The organism is Martinezella sp. CNPSo 3957, assembly GCF_057784395.1.
Map to the genome: position 1 here is coordinate 85909 of NZ_JBXSOU010000015.1, position 16953 is coordinate 102861.

The window sequence follows — 16953 nt, forward strand, 5'->3', positions numbered from 1 at the left end:
GCTTCCGATCACCTCTTCGTCACAACAAGGGCCGTTCAGCGGCGCGGGCCGGCCAGACGGCGATTGGTTTCGATTGCCCCTTCATCGAGATGGAAAGGCGGGTAAAGCTGTTGATCGAGGTGTAAAGCCCGAAGAACCGATCGAGGACACTGCCGAAGAGATAAGCCGATGGCCTGTCGATGGCGGCCGGATCGAACTCCAGCCGGATATCAGTGCCCGTCACCATCCCGCCGCTGCCAAGTCGCGTCATGGAGGCTTTGGCTTCGACCCGAACGAGAGCGTCGGCAAGCAGCCTGGTTTCGCGGCTATCCCGGAAGGCATAGAGCGCCAGAATATCCTTCAGCGCGGCACCATCATTGTCGAAGATGGAAAGATGATTGAGCTGAAGGTGCGACATGAGCCGCCAGTTACGCCCTTGCTGCTCATTCATCCGCACCGAGGGCGTAGGCGCCATCAAGGCTTCAACCGAGCCGACAGCTTCGCTGCCGGAGGCCAGCTGCAAATAGGGGTGACCGCCGCCGAAAGGCAGTTGCTCGGGCAGTTCGCGGTTGAGGCACAGCGCGTCGATACTGGCGATCTTGTCGAGGGGACCGCTTGCCCGGCGAGCGCGGTCCACGAAGGTGATTTCCATATCCGAGGTGTGGTCGTCGGCATCGAAACGGCGCGCGCTCTGCCAGAAGAGCGAGGAGGCTCCGCCCTTCAGGCTGCGGCCGAAAAAGGGTTGGCACTGTTCCTCGTCCCCGGTGCGCGCGGATACCACCACTTTCTCGATCGCATAGATCTCACGCGTCTTCTGCCGCCTGGCGTCCGGCAGCACGCGATATTCCGTGCGCGTGCCGTCGAGCGCGATCGGTTCGCAGTTTTGGCGAAACAGGTTGACGATCGGAGTGGCATTCAAGACGAAATCACGGGCGGAAATGGCGCGCTCCAGCTTGGTGCTGGTTTCATCGAGATAGATGAAGATTTCCAACGTTTCGCCAGGCCAGGCCGTCAGGCCAACGATATCGATGAACAGGAATTTCTGCGGCAAGGCAAAGAATTCCGTCAGCAGACGATAGCCGGTAAAGCTCGAGCTTGGATAGGGCAGGATCGCTTCATCCGGCTCGAAACCGACAGCCTGCAATGCCTTGGCCGGCAGCATGATCGGGGCTCGGTCGTCGGCGTGGTGGGCAAGGGCAACGCCGAGCGTGTGATTGACGATAAGCTCGTGGATGGCGACGGCCTGCTGCCAGGACGAACCGATATGAAGCCGCAGCCTGTCCAAGCCGATCTCGCTTAGAGGCTTGTTTGCATCCCGCGCCCGGATCGACAGGCGCAGACAACCGGCAGCACCCGCATGAGGAGACGGCGGCGCGCTGATCGGATGGCCGGTCAGCGAAGCCGAGACGATTTCGATCGGCGCGACCTGCGTATCCTGTGTCGTGCGGAAGCGGCAGCTTTCGCCGCCGATCGGTTCTGCGAAGATTTCGGTGTGACGCGGCACGGTCTGAACGGATGCCAATGTGCTGCTTGGCGTGAAGCGCACAATGCTCATCGAGGGCAGCGGTGCCAGATAATGCGGATAGAGCGTTTCCAGCAGCCCGTCCGTCAGCTCCGGAAACTCGTCGTCGAGCTTCTGGCGCACGCGGGCCGCCGAATAGGCAAAGCTCTGGATGAGGCGCTCGACATGCGGATCGTCCGCAACTTCCCCGGTGACGCGCAGACGGCCGGCAATTTTTGGAAAGGCATCGGCAAAACGCGCGGCACGCCGGCGGATCGCGGCCAGTTCGTCATTATAGCGCTGCAGGAAGCCGTCAGCCATTATTGGCCTCCACCAGGAAGCGCTGCGTCGAGGGATCAATCGTCGATTCGAAACTGATCGGCGGCATCCCCTCATGCACGCGGAAGGTCGCATGGATGCGCAGCCGCAAGGCTCGTTCGCCATTGCCGCGGTTCTTGAGGATATTCACCTGTACGTCGGAAAGTCGCGTCTCGAACAGTGCGATACGCCGCTCGATCAGGCGTGCGAGACGGCTCTTGGCTTCATCGGTGACGAGATTTGCCGAGACCATACCATCGACGCCGAAAGACACCAGCGCATCGACGAGTTCTTCATAGATCGAGGGCGGTGCGGTCGGGCGGCGGCGCGTGTTGAGCAGAGCCTCAAGGTCGCGGCGAATGCATTCACGCAGTTCGCGCAGCTGTTCGGCCTGTGTCAGGGGCGGATCCTGGAGACGATCGGGGTCCTCGTCGATCAGTCGATCGATGATCGACCTCGCGACGATCCTTTCCCGCGGCCTGTAGCGCTCCAACGGATCAGCCATGAGCGGCACGCCTTGTCTCGGCAGAGCTCGGTGCGACTTCCAGCGACTTCAGGTCATGGAAGGAAACGAGATCGTCGCCCACCAGGAAGCACTTTTGGCCGCGGCCGGTCGTAAGGCCCGTCGGCTCGTCGACCCATTCGGTTTCGCGGCCAAGCAGCAGCTTGGCGCCGGTCGTGCCGTGATAGATCGCCGGCAGCAGTATGGGTGCGCTCGCCCCATCCACGAGCTCAAGCTCGGCCCTGCGGAAGGCGAGATCGCGGGGGCGGGCGATCGGCTCGACGCGAAGCGCTGCTATCCTGGAAAAGTCGATCCACAAATAGGAGCCGCCGGTCATGATGACCTCGAGAGCATGCGGAATGCGATCATCGAGATCGCGAAGGTCCGAAACGAGCTTGCCATTCCAGCGCATCGGCCGTTCGCCTCTCATCTCCTCCAGGGACTGCAATGCCGCGGCCGCATCCGAGACATGGTCGCGGTGGGCGATCGCTACCTTCAGTGCCGCTTGGTCGAGAGCCGTCGGTCCGTTCGGGAAGTCCGGTGCGGCCGCCTCGTCAAACCAGGCCGAACGCGCCGCCATCGCGCGCAGCTGATTGCGCAGCATGGCGAAGCCCATCATATCTTCCGGCGCGAACGTCGTCGCAAGGTTGCACTGCGCGTCGGCGCGAGCGTAGTCGCCGGCAAGGATCAAGAGATCGATCAGGATATGCCTGCCGTCCTTATCCGTCGGCGCTGCTTTGACATGTGCCTTCGCCTGCTCGATCGCATCATCGAGCGCGTTTTCGCTGAGAGCTTCGGCGATCTTGGCGGAGAGCGTCATGCAGACATCCTTTGCGGCGGAATGGCGGAGTGAGAGAACGCGTAAGTCGCATTCGCGGTCTCCGCGATGAGATGAAAACTTGTCGAGACGTCGTCGAGCTGAAAATGCGGCTGCAGCCGCACAGTGCAGGCGAACATGCCCGGCTTGCCCGGAATTTCATCGACGCTTATGCCGGCCGAACGCAGCGGGAAACGCGTGCGCAGCGACAGGTCGGCGTCGTCATTGCCAAGCGTGTAAGTCGACAGCCAATCATTCAATTTGCGTTCGATCGATGTTCTATCGGCCAATTTGCCGATGTCATCGCGCATGATAACCTTGAGGTAGTGCGAGAAGCGCGAGGCGCAGAGCACATACTGCAGCATCGCCGCGATGCGGGCATTCTGCCGGGCGTGCTCGCTCGAATAATGCGGCGGAGCATGCAGCGACTGATTGGAATTGAAGATCGCGGAAGAAGAGAGGTAGGTGGTCGCTACGGGCACGATGCCGAGTTCACACAACTGTTGCTCCTGTCCGCTCGTCAGGCGTATCTCGACGGGAGCCTGCTGCGACAACCCGTTGCTTTCGATGCCGAGATCATAGGGCGCGAGTTCCTCCGTGCTCAGCATGCCGCCGTCTATTGCGTCCTGCGTCACGCCGCGAATATCGGCGAACCAGCCGGATTCGATGAAATTGCGGATGACGATCATCGCGAAGGCGAATGCACCATTGCCCCAGAGCAAGGTGCTGCCGTCGGCGGCGATGCTTTCGCGGAACGGGAACCGATCGTCGCGCTCGCGGGAAAACGCCTCATAGGGCGCACGCATCAGGATGCGCGGGGCGACCAGGCCCAAAAACCGGGAATCCTCTCGGGCGCGGAGCCCGTTCCAGCGGATGCGGGTGGGATCATAGGCGAGCCAGGAAAAATCCTGGACGCGATTGAGCTCGTCGAAGTCCTGCAGGCCGATTGCCTGCGGAGCGGCGGCCGCCACGAACGGGCAGAAGGCAGCTGCCGCCGCCATGCCGATCTGTGTGAGCGCACCGACCGTATCGCCGCCGGCCGGCCCCTGTGGAGAAAGCTCGTAGTCGCCGATCAGCAAACCGAAGGGCTCTCCACCGGGCATGCCGAACTCGCGGCTGTAGATCAGTTCGAAGAGATGGCTCTGGTCGAATTCCGTCGTCCGCTCGAGATGTCGCGTCAATTGCGCCCAGCTGACGCTGAGGATCTTGACCTTCACTTCTTCCGATCGGCCGGTATGGCGCATAAGCATGGCAAGCCCGCGCCACCGCGCTTCCATTGCCTGGAACTCGGGGTGGTGCAGGATGGCATTGACCTGCCTGTTGAGCGCATCGTCGATCATGGCGATCACGCGATGCACCTGACGCGGCCAGGCTGCTCTCGGTTCCGTCGTTGTCGCGGTCATGGCGCTGACTGAAGGTGCGCGGCGAGGCGATCGCCGCGCTACCTCTCCTAGTTCTTGCTCGGAATGCGGGCGACCATGCGGAGCGAAGTGGTCAGCTCTTCCATCTGCAGCCAGGGGCGCATCCAGGCGACGGCGTTGTAGGAGCCCGGCTTGCCCGGAACTTCCTGGACGGTCACCTTCGCATCGCGCAGCGGATACTTGGCACGTGATTCCTCGCCGGCATCGTCATTGGCGTTGACGTAGTTGGCGATCCAGCGATTGAGCCAGTTCTCGCAATCCTGCGCTTCCATGAAGGAGCCGATCTTGTCGCGGCCCATGACCTTCAGATAGTGGGCGAAGCGCGAGGTAGCCATCATGTAAGGCAGGCGCGCGGAAACCGCGGCATTAGCCGTTGCTTCCGGTTTGTCGTAAAGCTTCGGCTTATGCGTCGTCTGCGCGCCGAAGAACACGGCATAATCGGTGTTCTTGTAATGGCAGAGCGGCAGGAAGCCCAGTTTGCCGAGCTCGGCGTCGCGGCGGTCGGTGATGCCGACTTCGGTCGGGCATTTGAGGTCGAGGTCGCCATCGTCGCTCGAGAAGATGTGCATCGGCAGATTTTCAACCTTGCCGCCGTTTTCCGCGCCACGGATTGCCGTGCACCAGCCGCTCTGGGCAAAGGCGTCCGTCAGCCGCGTTCCCATTACGTAGGCTGCATTCATCCAGCAGTAGGAATTGTGCTCGAGCTCGCCGGTCTTCGAATGATCGGTCTCGTCGAAAGCAAAGTCGTCGATCGGGTTGGTCTTCGGGCCATAGGGCATGCGGGCAAGCACGCGGGGAAGGGCGAGTGTCACGAAGCGCGAATCCTCGCTCTCGCGGAGGCTGCGCCACTTGGCGTATTCGGCCGTCTCGAAGATCTTTTCCAGGTCGCGCGGACGGGCAAGTTCCCGATAGTCGTCAAAGCCGAACATGCGCGGGCTTGCAGCCGAAATGAACGGCGCGAAGGCTGCGGCTGCAATCGACGAAATCGCCTGCAGCGTCTGGACGTCATCGAAGGAATTGTCGAATTCGTAATCGCCGATTAGAGCGCCCATGGGCTCGCCGCCTGGCGTGCCGAATTCGTCTTCGTAGATCGACTTGAAGAGCCGCGACTGGTCGAACTCCACTGCCTTTGCCAGATCCTTGGACACGTCGCGCTTGGAAGCGTTCAACACGCGAATCTTCAGGTTGACACTGGTCTCGCTGTTTTTGACGAGATAATGCAGGCCGCGCCAGCTGCCTTCCAGCTTGGTGAATTCAGGCGATTGCATGATCGCCGCAAGCTGATGGGAAATTTTCCGGTCGAGCTCGGCAATCGCCTTGTTGAGCGTGACCGTCAGGTTGCGATCATAGGTGACGGTGCCTTTGAGTGCCTGATCGGTCAGCGTTCTCAGGAGATCCTGAGCACGATCGGGTTCGGTCTGCCTGGTGGCGGCCACGATCTGCGACAGCAGATTTTCCTCGGGCGCGAACTCGGCCTCTTTGGTCTTCAGTTGGCTTTCAGCGCTCATTTTTCGATCCTTGCGGAAATGCGGGCGATATCAGTACAGCTTGAAATCCGTCGTTATCGGCCGCTTGAAACGGAACTGGGCGATCGGCTTTGGCTGATCGCCGACGACGATCAGGTTGCGGCGGGCTTTTCGGCCAATCCAAGCTCGGACATCAGCTTGGACAGGTCAGCCTTGTTTTGAAGCACGTCTTCGAGCAGTCTCTCCAGCTCTTCCGAACGATCGGCCTTACTCATGAGGTCGCGGAGCTGATTGCGCGCATCGAGAAGTGCCTTGAGTGCCGGGACCTGGCTGACGACGGAGCCGGGCTCGAAATCTTGCATGCTTTCGAATTTCAGTGAGACGGGGAGCTGCGAACCGTCGCCCTCCAGTGTGTTTTCGACAGAGATGTTCAAGCCGGGCGTCATGCGGCGCATGACGTCGTCAAAATTATCGCGATCGATCTGAACGAATTTGCGCTCGCCGAAGGGTTTCAGCGGTTGGGTCGGATTGCCCGTGAAGTCGCCGAGAACGCCGACGACGAAAGGCAACTCCTTGACGACCATCGCACCTTCGGTCTCCACCTCATACTTGATGTGGACCCTGGGTTTGCGAACTCGCTCCAGCTTTTCGTGAACACTCGCCATAAAGTTTCTCCTTCCATGCCAGCGGCAAATTCGCTCTTCAGATGTGGCGCAACTCGACTTTGGAAAGGGCCGGTTGCAAAAAGTTCAGAAGACGGTTGTATTTCTCACCCATTCTTGTTCGATTTCGGCTGAATGCCCGCCGCCGTCAGCACGGCGTTGCGGGCCTGCTGCTCTGGCAGCAGTTCGGCCAATAGTTCGGAAAAATCCATGCGGCCGCGCCTGACCATCGTCTCGATCGACATCGAGATCGGAGAGTGTGGTTCGGTGCGGCGGAAGTAGCGCGCAACGGCAAGCAACAGCTCGAAGGCTTCCTCGCGCGAGCCGATTTGTTCCGCGCTCAACGCGCGCGGACGGGCTTGCGTCTGCTCGCCACCCTCTGGCTGCGATTCCATTGGTGCCACGGCGTCAGACGACTCGATGCCGGCGAGAGAGCGAAGCGCCAAGGCTGCCTCCTGCAGAACATTATGCGTGTTGGAACTTGGCGGTGCCATCTGCCCGCAGCGCTCATTCAGAACAGCTACGAGCCGGTCGAAGGCGGCAATGCAGCCATTGACCGTTTCAAGATGCGCACCCATCGCCGCCGTACCTGCGTCGAGGACTGCCTGGCTCAATTCGTCGCGCCGTTTCACTTCGTTGGGCCGTTGCGACAGCTGGAAGTCCCAAAGAGAAAACTGGCCGAATTTTGCACCGGGAATGAGGGGCGACAACCTGATCGCCTGGATGATGGTTCCTTCGCCGCCAATGCCGTTGAGGCCCGAAAGCGGCGCAAGGCGCTCTTCGATATCGTCCGTGCCGACGGAATGAAATTTCTCCCAATGCTTGTCTAAAAGCGACGCGATTGCATGGTAGACGTCCCGCAACCCTTCGAAACCGCGAAGACGTAATTCCGCCTCAGCCAGCCATGCTAATACTTCGAGATCCTTACTTTTGGAAGAAATAATCTGCAATCCGAGATTGCTAACATCTGTCCAAAGAGGTGAAACGCTAATATTTTCACCCGGTGATATACCTCGTTCTGCTGCGCGAGCCTGGCTTCTCGCATCCTTTATTCTGTAGTATATTTCGCGCAAAGAAGTATTATTGCGAATATTGTCTCCGCAAGGCACATTTTCGTCAAATGGATTTTCTATATCTCGGACGTTCAGCAGGGAATTAACTCCATATCGCGAACTACATCATTTGAGGGCGAGATAGTTAGACCGATATGTTCCTTTGTCAACCATGTCTATTCTGCAACAGATTTATGACGATTCAATTTTTTGACCACATGAAAAAATTTTTGTAGTCCATCTGGACGTATGGAAATAACCGCCCTAGTTGTTGCCGCGATTTGGAGCGTGTGGTTGAAATGAAACCAGAGGGAGGAAACTTCTAGGTGTCGAACATCGATCTCAATCGTCTGATCAGAACGCTTGAGCCCGCATTGCGCGTCGGTCTCGAGGCTGCGGCCTCGCTCGCAGCACGTGATCGCCATGCAAATGTCGATGTCGCACATTGGATACTATCGTTACTGGATTTATCCGAAGTTAGCTCTTTGTTTGAAGAACTTAGCGTTTCTTCCGCGGCGCTGCGCACTGAGCTTGATAGCGCCATCGCCGAGCTGCCGAGAGGCGATGGTGCCACACTGGTGCTCTCTCAAAATTTGCTCGCTCTGATGCGCGAAGCATGGCTCGTCGCGTCGCTTCAATGCGGGCGCAACAGCATTACACTCGCCGATCTTCTGACCGCTTTGACCGACGATCAGTCGCTGCGAATCATGGCGCGGGGCATGGCGCCATCGCTGCGCGGCCTTGATCGCGTTGCGCTGGAAAAAAAATTGAACGCGGTTGCCGCCCCTGTCGGCGTATCCTCGCCGTCGCAGATTTCCGAAGGTGCTGCCGCCGTTGGAGAGAACGAATTCCTGCGGCTGTACACGCGGGATATGACGGCAGATGCCAGACTCGGCCGTATTGATCCGGTCATCGGGCGTGATCGCGAATTGCGCCAGGTGATCGATATCCTCATGCGTCGCCGCCAGAACAATCCCATGCTGGTCGGCGAAGCTGGTGTCGGCAAGACTGCCGTTGCCGAGGCGCTGGCACTGGAGATCGCCGCCGGCAACGTGCCGGACGTGCTGAAGCCGGTACGGATTCTTCTTCTCGATCTAAGTCTGCTGCAGGCCGGTGCCGGTGTCAAAGGCGAGTTCGAGCGCCGCTTGCACGGCGTCGTCGCGGCTGTGCGTGCATCGGTCGAGCCGATCATTCTGTTCATCGATGAAGCGCATGGCCTGATTGGCGCCGGCGGACAGGCCGGGCAGGGGGATGCTGCCAATATTCTGAAACCGGCGCTGGCGCGCGGCGAGCTCAGGACAATCGCAGCCACGACTTGGAGCGAATACAAGCGCTATATCGAGAAGGATGCGGCGCTGACCCGACGCTTCCAGGTCGTTCAGGTGCTCGAACCCGACGAAGAAACGGCAATCCGCATGTTGCGTGGCGTCGTGGCCAGCTTCAAGGCTCACCACAAGGTGCGCATTCGCGACGAAGCTCTGGCGGCAGCCGTCCGCCTCTCGGCACGCTATATTCCGGCGCGGCAATTGCCCGACAAGGCGATCAGCCTCATCGATACCGCCGCGGCAGCCGTCTCACTGGCCCGGCAGACCGTTCCAGAGGCGCTGAAGGAGTTGCGCAACGAGTTGGAGATGCTGGAGGTCGAAGCCGCTGCCCTTTCCGCCGAGCCGCCGACCCCAGATATCGTCGAACGTCTTGCCATTATCGAACGCGAAAAGGACGAAGCGGTCGGTGAGATCGAGCGGTTGCAGGCCAAGCTCGACGCTGAAATTAGGCTGTCGGCCGAAGCCGATCGTATCGAATCCGCGCTCGCCGATCCCAATGGTCGAGAGGCCGAAGATGGCGTTCGCCTGCGCGGCGACAATGTCGCTCTCTTCCAGCCCAATGGCTCATCCGTCGACGTTGCTCGTGCAGCCCTCGTACAGGCGGAGCGCACCCTTGCCGACGTTGCCGGAGAAACCCCGCTCGTGCCCCGCGTGGTCGACAAGGAAGTGATTGCCGGAATCGTCGCACGCTGGACCGGCATTCCCGTTGGCAAGCTCTTGTCCGACCAGGTCGAAACCGTCAAGACGCTTGATGCAAGGCTGAAGGAGCGCGTGCTCGGACAGGATAACGCAATTGCGCGGATTTCTGCCGCGATGCGGTCCGCACGCGCCGGCCTTTCCGACCCGCGCCGCCCACCTGCCGTCTTCCTGCTCGTCGGAATGTCGGGAACCGGGAAGACGGAGACGGCCCTTTCGCTGGCCGATCTTCTCTATGGCGGCAGTCAGTATCTGACCACTATCAACATGTCCGAGTTCAAGGAGGAGCACAAGGTTTCGCTTTTGCTGGGATCGCCGCCCGGCTATGTCGGCTATGGCGAGGGTGGCGTCTTGACGGAGGCCGTTCGCCGTCGTCCCTATGGCGTGCTGCTGCTGGATGAGATCGACAAGGCGCATCCGGGCGTCCAGGAAGTGTTCTACCAGGTCTTCGACAAGGGAACGCTGCGCGATGGCGAGGGTCGCGACATCGATTTCAAGAACACTACCATCGTGATGACCGCCAATACCGGCTCTGAACTATTGGCAGCCCTGGCGGCCGATCCGGAAACCATGCCCGAAGGCGAGGCGCTGGAAGCACTGCTGCTGCCCGAATTGCAGAAGCACTTCAAGCCGGCCTTTATCGGCCGAACGACCGTTCTGCCCTTCATGCCGTTGAATGGCGAGACGCTGAGCGGGATTGTCGATATTCAGATCGGCCGTATCCGTGATCGCGTCGCTCTCTCCTATGGCACAAGCGTTTCGCTCGCTCCGGAAGCACGCCAGGCACTCGTCGGCCGCGCCACAGCGAGCGAAATGGGCGCGCGCGCCATTGAAACCATGATCGCACGCGATCTTCTGCCCGAGCTTTCGACCTTCTTCCTCGAGGCGGTTGCAGAGGGACGCAAGGTCGGCGGCGTCACAATCAGGTTTCGCGATCACCGCTTTCTCATCGAGGAGGATCCGGTGGGCGACAATGAATTCGCTGGCCCCGAGGAAGGCGGCACGGCGAATAAGGCAGCCCCGGACGAACACAACGCCCGGATGCGGCATTAGACGGAAAGGTAAACCCGCTTTGCAGCGACAAGGCGAAATTCAAATTCCAACAGGAGAGTTCAGAGCATGCCGATTTATCTGCAGATCGACGGAATTCAGGGTGATGCAACCCACGAGCAGCACAAGAAGTGGATGGACATCGAAGTCATCCACTGGAATGTCTCGCGCAACATGAAGACGTCAGCCGGCTCGGCTGCGAACCGCGAAGCTTCCGAGCCGACCGTTTCGGAAGTTATCCTGACCAAGGTCAGCGATTCCTCGTCGACGAAGCTGTTCCAGGAAGCGTGCTCGGGCCGTACCGGCAAACAGGCCGTCATCCACCTGGTAACCACCGGCAACCCGGGCGATACCTACATCGAATACACGCTCACCAACACGCTGATCGCCAGCTACTCGGTCGATTCCAACGGCGATCGCCCGGTCGAGACGATCAAGCTCAACTTCACCAAGATGGAAGTGAAGTACACGCCTTACGACGACTCGCAGACACCGCAGTCGCCGATGATCGCATCCTACGACCTGGCAACGACCAAGGCTGCCTAAGCCCATGCCGTGAAACAAAGGCGCCGAGCGAATTTGCCGGCGCCTCCACATCGTCCGAATGTCTAAAGTCAAGCACGGCACTTGGTGCAGATGAATCCGGAACCGCATCTGCGGCTGGGAGGCATCTCGTGACCGTTCGGGGAAGCTAGGAGATCGTCCCGTGAGTGGATTGCCGATAGATAAAGTGTCTTTGACGCCACAGCATTTGATTGTTGAATATACGTCGACCGAGAGCATCTTTGGCATGGTTGCACCCAGCTACAAGGTAAAGGGCGTAAAGGTCGTCGGTACGAGCCATCTGCAGGTTATGCGCTACGTCTATACGATTGCCCTGGTCGAAGATGTCTATTTCGAAGGCAAGAAGCTCCAGGAAATGCCAGGCTTCCGCGAGCTTCTGACCGAATGGATTAAGCCGGGACAGCAGATCGTTAGCGTTCCGAACGGCAAGATCAGCATCGTTCATGCCTATACTGGCAAGAAGAATGTCATCCAGGCGACGGCGCTGGAACGATACAAGGCCGTAGCTCCACTGAGTTTCCTCGATATTTTCGGCAAAGACCCGGCGCCCGACAAAGTTCTTTATGGCAATCCCGCCGTGCCCTTCATTCAGAAGGGCGACGATAGGCCGATGGCAGCGGCCTACTACAATAGTCAGTCGAAGCGCTTCGAGATCCTCCAGCAGTTCGATCGGCTGACGCTCCTGCAGAATTTTCAGCGCCGATTTTCACAAGCAGCGTCCGCAACCGGCTAATGGCTGGCCTGTGCAGAGACTGGTTTTGACACGAGGCAAAGAGCGAGAAGCGTTTTATGAACGATCAGCCGTCGGCCAATGATTTCATCCAGGCGACCCGAAATCTTCGGGTCGTCTCGCCGCTTGGAACGGACCAACTCCTGCCGGAGCGAGTGGTGATTACGGAAGGCGTTTCGTCGCTTTTCGACATCCAGCTTTCCGTGCGCGCCAAGCGTGAAATCATCCAGCCGCAGGACTTGATCGGCCGTCTCGTCGATGTCTCCGTCGAAGTTCGGCAGGCTGAAGATGGCGGTGACGGCATTCGCCGTCCCTTCAACGGTCTTGTGACGAGCCTGCAGGAGGGGCCGCCGGTCACGCGCGGTCTGCGCTCCTATTCGATGGTCTTGAAGCCGCAGATGTGGCTTTTGTCGCAGCGTTCTGACTGCCGCATCTGGATGGACAAGACCAGCATCGATGTCGTCGAGATGTTATTTTCCGAACATGGGATTCCGGCACCCGACGTCTCCGGCGTTGTGACACCGCCGCCGCCACAGCATTATTCGGTGCAGTGGAACGAAACGGATCTGGATTATCTGACACGCCGCTTCGAAGAAGACGGTCTCTTCTACTGGTTTTCGCATGAAAACGGCAGTCACAGGCTGCACGTCGCTGATGGCGCCAATTCATGGGCTGGACCATCTCCTTCCGCGCAAGGCGAGAGCATGGTTCGTCTTGCCCAGGGCTCGACGGACCGCAATCATATCACCGAGTGGATGCGGCACTACGCCTTTATCCCCGGCCAGCGAGCGGGGGCCGACTGGAATTTCGAGACGCCGCAGATGGTGCCCGGCACGACAACGCCCGCCTTGGTGCAAATGCCGGGGGCTATGAAGCGGGAGCTCTATGAATATCCGGCTCGCATCTCATCGGTTGCGGAAGCTGAAAGGGCGCAGAAGCTGCGCATGCAAGCAAGCGAGGCCGACCACAATCGCGTCCTGGGACGGTCGACCTCACGCATATTGGAGGCAGGACGCCGCTTCACGCCCTATGAAGTGGCACATCCGGAGCATGTTTACGAGGAACACGTGATCGTGCGGGCGACCCATGTCGCACGTGATCCCTCCTACGAAACCAATGCGGATCAGCCGGAGTACACCAACGAATTCGAAGCCGTGCCATCGCGCGTGCCGATGACACCGCATCGCGCAACCGAGCGCCCGCGCATCCGCGGCACGCAGGTCGCAATCGTCGCTGGTCCTCCGGGAGAGGAAATCCATCCGGACCAATATGGCCGCGTCAAGCTCTGGTATCCTTGGGATCGCCGCGCGAAGAAGGATGGATCGGACACCTGTTGGGTGCGCGTTGCCCAGAGCTGGGCCGGTGGTACCTGGGGCGGCCAGGTCATTCCCCGCATCGGCATGGAAGTCATGGTCGCCTTCATCGACGGCGATCCCGACCGGCCGCTGGTGACGGGCGTGGTGCCGAACCCGAGCAATGGCGTGCCTTACGACCTTCCCGCCAACAAGACCCGGATGGTCCTGCGCTCCAATACGCATAAGGGCACCGGCTTCAATGAGATGACCTTCGAGGACGATGCCGGTCGCGAAAACATGTTCTTCCACGCCCAGAAGGACCAGACGACGCGCGTGCGCAACGACCGCACCAAACGCGTGGACCGCCACGAGGTCGCCTCCATCGGCGGCAATCGCGCTGTCGAGGTGAGCGGCAACCAGAAGCACGAGATCGGTGGATCGGTGAATACGGTGGTGGGCGGTACGGGACCGATGGCGATGGCGCTAATGGGCGCGGTGCAGGGACTTTCAGGGCAGACGGCCGGATTGCTTTCACAGGCAGGGCAGATCGCAGGCGGGGGTGGTGAAGGACTTGCCGCATTTGCCGGAACCATCGCTTCCTCGGCGTTGGGCTTTCTTGGATTGGGGGGGCTTGGCAGCCGCGAAGGCGTGGTCTCAGGGCCAAATCCGAGGGCGGATGCAGGAACGAATCTGTCTGGTTCCGGCAGTGGATTGGGCGAAGCGGCAAGCAGCCTCTTTCCACTTCCGGGCATCATGAACACAGTCGTCGGGTCGTTCAAATCAGATACCATCGGCGTTGCAAGAGCCGAGCAAATCGGTGTCAGCAAGGTCACGCATGTCGGCCAGACATCGCTCGAAAAGGTGGGAAAATTCAAGAAGGTGATCGTCGGCGACGAATTCGTCATCGAATGCGGCGCCTCCAAATTTATCATGCGCCAGGACGGCACGGTCATCATTCTGGGGACGCATTTCAACTTCACCGCATCAGGGCCGACGCAGATCAATGGCAAGGTCGTCGATCTCAACAAGCCGGGAGGCGGCTTCGCCGAAGCCTCGCCGTCCTCGTCGGACACGACAGCACAGGGCTGAGGCGCTATGTCTGTCGACAATCGCACACCTTTCCCGGCGCTCGCCTTTCGGCAATATAATTTGGCTGGCGATTTGCTGGGTGTCGTTGTCGCTAGAGGCACGTTCAAACTTGCAAACGGCGGTCCGCTTGTTTTGGATGAAAACCAGCGGCCCCTGGTCATGTCGGATGTCTATGACGGCGATCCCCACGAGACGCCGCAGATGGCTTGCACTGACTTGGCACCCTTCAAGCCAGGTACGGATGTGACTTTTATCGGTGCCGCTTTTGCGCCCGATGGCGTGGCAGCCTCTTCATGGACATGCGGCCTGAAAGTAGGACCTGTTCAAAAGCGGCTGCGCGTTCATGGGCCTCGTGTCTGGCGGGCAAAGACTCGCAAGACGTGGCGTGGACTGATCGACAAGGAGAAAGAGGATGCGCTTGACGGGTGGGATCTGACCACGGGAGAGCCTGTGACTTATGTGCCCATTGATTGGCGATTAGCGTTCGGCGGCAGGCTCGAGAGCGGCGAGATATTCGAACGGAACCCCCTTGGGATCGGGCTTGTCGATCAGGGCCAATATCGTGAAAGATCGGAATGGCTGGCGCCGCAGATCGAGGATGCGGACGAGCCAGTCCGCTCCGTCGACGATAGGCCGGCGCCGGCAAGTCTCGGTCCGCTTTCGCCATTCTGGGAAGATCGGATACGGAAAGCCGGAACCTATGACGAGGCCTGGCTGAACGAAAGGCATCCTCTGCTCCCCCATGACTTCGATTTCTCCTTCTGGCAGGCCGCGCATCCGGACTTGGTGGCAGATCCCTGGCTGCGGGGCGACGAACCATTCGAGCTGGATCACCTCCTGCCGGGATTAGAGATGTTCCATGGTCGCCTGCCTGGCGTTGGTCTTCAGATTCAAATCGATCGGGGTACAGGCCCGGCGCGTGGCCCAATGGTGCTCGACGGCGTTCATTTCGACATGAGGCCCGGTGTGGGGCGCGTTTTCCTGACCTGGCGGATTGGCTTTCCCTGGCCGGAGCGCCGTGGGCTGCCCAAGATGAGTATTGTCAATCTTTCTGAAGGTGTCAGCTGATGGCCGACAATCAGCCTACAGAAGCGCCGCCAGAGCCAGAACCTCTGGAATATGTACGGATTCCTCCCGGCACTAGTGGTTACTTCTACCTGCCGGACAACGGCAAGCAAGCGGCAAAAGGTCCTAGAGTAAAGCCCGCAGCGGCTAATCCGCCACCACCCGAGCTTATTCCAGCAGATAGTAACGCCCTCGCCGTATGCTTGTCACCGGATGTCTGCAAATCCCCGGATAAACCGGTGCCCTACATGTCCTGGGGTAAGGCTTCGGATGAGCAGAATTATTCTCCCGATGTCCGATCAAACGGCATGGTCATCAAGCGGCAAGACTCCATGTTTTCCCGTTGCTATGGCGACGAACCGGGCGTGGGATTGGGGTGCAAATCAGGCACCGTTGGCGATGTTGTGGAGCCGGTTACGTCTTCCGGAATCGTGCGGGCTAATGGTGTCTGGGTGCAGCGCCACAACGATCGTTGCACGCTGAATAGCGGTAATACCGACGGCGAATATGTCTATGTTCAGTCGACCGAGGAGAAAAAGGCGCCAGATGGTAGCGATCAAGACGATAAGGCTTGGTATGAAAAAGCCTGGGATTGGACCGGCGAAAAGCTCCACGACGCTGGGCAAGCTATTCATGAATTTGATGACAATCATGGCCGCGTCATAACGCGAGGTATGGGAGCGCTGCAAGCCATAGGTGGGGCTGGCGAGAGCGTCGCTGGGGCTGGTTTGGCTGGCGTCGGTGGTGCGGCATCCGCTACCGGCGTGGGGGCCGCACCGGGTGTCCCTGCGATGATCGGCGGCGCCGCTCTTGTAGTGAATGGCTACGATAACTTCTCAACCGGTTTAAAGCAGCTATGGACTGGGGAGACACAAACAACAGTTATCGCACAGGCTGCTGGTCAGGTCGCAGGTGCTATGGGCGCCTCTCCCCAAACGGTGCAATCGGTTGAGAACATAACGGGACTTGTTCAAGGTGTTGGAGGGGCAACAGGGACGCTCGCAGCAAGCATGCGGACATCCGAGCGCACTCTTGTTGTAGCGGGCGTACAAGGAGCAAGAAGCACCGCATTACCGCGTGAGATAATGACCATCGAGCAACGATTGCAGGCACATTTGCGCACTGCTCAGCAACGGGCTCGTCTTACGCCTAAACAAGCGGCTGCGGTTGCACGTAATCCAAATCAATATAATACTCACATGGGTACGCAAATCGACACAGAATTTAAGAATCTCGTGGACAACGATCCCAGCCTCGCGGGCTTGGTCACAACTACGCCAAGGTTCCAATTCGGACCAGACGTAGTGGTTACAGGAAAGCCCTACTGGTTCGACGTGACAACAGCTCCGCAATGGGGAGCTCATGTATCAAAATATACACCAGGCTATGGCACTGGTGTACCTTTAATTTGGCCGTAGCAT

At 59.4% G+C, this 16953-nt stretch carries 13 protein-coding genes; 6 read left to right on the forward strand and 7 right to left on the reverse strand.

Annotated features, from left to right (window positions below):
* Positions 1 to 19: 19 nt before the first annotated feature.
* From tssF to tssA, 7 genes are all read right to left on the reverse strand, one after another.
* A complete protein-coding gene (tssF, locus tag AC13QE_RS26585; protein ID WP_488485960.1) occupies positions 20 to 1801 on the reverse strand; it encodes a type VI secretion system baseplate subunit TssF in 1782 nt (593 codons plus the stop codon).
* On the reverse strand, positions 1794 to 2303 hold the full coding sequence (gene tssE / locus AC13QE_RS26590) for a type VI secretion system baseplate subunit TssE (RefSeq protein ID WP_488485961.1): 510 nt from the start codon (positions 2301 to 2303) through the stop codon (positions 1794 to 1796). The genes tssF and tssE overlap by 8 nt, the downstream gene beginning before the upstream one ends.
* Entirely contained in the window at positions 2296 to 3120 is an 825-nt protein-coding gene (locus tag AC13QE_RS26595) for a type VI secretion system accessory protein TagJ (RefSeq protein ID WP_488485962.1), read from the reverse strand. Before AC13QE_RS26595 ends, tssE begins: the two co-directional genes overlap by 8 nt.
* Positions 3117 to 4520: a type VI secretion system contractile sheath large subunit gene (gene tssC, locus AC13QE_RS26600; RefSeq protein ID WP_488485963.1), complete on the reverse strand. Its 1404-nt coding sequence runs from the start codon at positions 4518 to 4520 to the stop codon at positions 3117 to 3119. Before tssC (AC13QE_RS26600) ends, AC13QE_RS26595 begins: the two co-directional genes overlap by 4 nt.
* A 47-nt stretch (positions 4521 to 4567) precedes the next feature.
* Positions 4568 to 6046, reverse strand: a complete 1479-nt coding sequence (gene tssC / locus AC13QE_RS26605; RefSeq protein ID WP_488485964.1) for a type VI secretion system contractile sheath large subunit — start codon at positions 6044 to 6046, stop codon at positions 4568 to 4570.
* A 110-nt stretch (positions 6047 to 6156) separates the two neighbouring features.
* Positions 6157 to 6669 carry a type VI secretion system contractile sheath small subunit gene (tssB, locus tag AC13QE_RS26610; protein WP_488485965.1) on the reverse strand — a complete coding sequence of 171 codons (513 nt, stop codon included), beginning with the start codon at positions 6667 to 6669 and terminating at the stop codon, positions 6157 to 6159.
* Between the two features lie 104 nt (positions 6670 to 6773).
* Positions 6774 to 7757: a type VI secretion system protein TssA gene (gene tssA / locus AC13QE_RS26615; protein WP_488486015.1), complete on the reverse strand. Its 984-nt coding sequence runs from the start codon at positions 7755 to 7757 to the stop codon at positions 6774 to 6776.
* Between the two features lie 287 nt (positions 7758 to 8044).
* On the opposite strand from tssA, the gene tssH reads away from it, so the two are divergent.
* The 6 genes from tssH to AC13QE_RS26645 all read left to right on the forward strand — a co-directional run bounded on the left by tssH (position 8045) and on the right by AC13QE_RS26645 (position 16950).
* Complete coding sequence (gene tssH, locus AC13QE_RS26620; protein WP_488485966.1) at positions 8045 to 10792, forward strand: type VI secretion system ATPase TssH; 2748 nt, start codon at positions 8045 to 8047, stop codon at positions 10790 to 10792.
* Positions 10793 to 10858: 66 nt separating this feature from the next.
* Positions 10859 to 11335 carry an Hcp family type VI secretion system effector gene (locus tag AC13QE_RS26625; RefSeq protein WP_069613675.1) on the forward strand — a complete coding sequence of 159 codons (477 nt, stop codon included), beginning with the start codon at positions 10859 to 10861 and terminating at the stop codon, positions 11333 to 11335.
* Positions 11336 to 11579: 244 nt separating this feature from the next.
* Entirely contained in the window at positions 11580 to 12086 is a 507-nt protein-coding gene (locus AC13QE_RS26630) for a hypothetical protein (protein WP_488485967.1), read from the forward strand.
* A 56-nt stretch (positions 12087 to 12142) separates the two neighbouring features.
* A complete protein-coding gene (gene tssI / locus AC13QE_RS26635) occupies positions 12143 to 14467 on the forward strand; it encodes a type VI secretion system tip protein TssI/VgrG (protein WP_488485968.1) in 2325 nt (774 codons plus the stop codon).
* 6 nt (positions 14468 to 14473) lie between these two features.
* Positions 14474 to 15535 carry a DUF2169 family type VI secretion system accessory protein gene (locus AC13QE_RS26640; RefSeq protein ID WP_488485969.1) on the forward strand — a complete coding sequence of 354 codons (1062 nt, stop codon included), beginning with the start codon at positions 14474 to 14476 and terminating at the stop codon, positions 15533 to 15535.
* Positions 15535 to 16950, forward strand: coding sequence for a DUF4150 domain-containing protein (locus AC13QE_RS26645; protein ID WP_488485970.1), 1416 nt, complete (start codon positions 15535 to 15537; stop codon positions 16948 to 16950). The genes AC13QE_RS26640 and AC13QE_RS26645 overlap by 1 nt, the downstream gene beginning before the upstream one ends.
* The last annotated feature ends 3 nt before the right edge of the window (positions 16951 to 16953 follow it).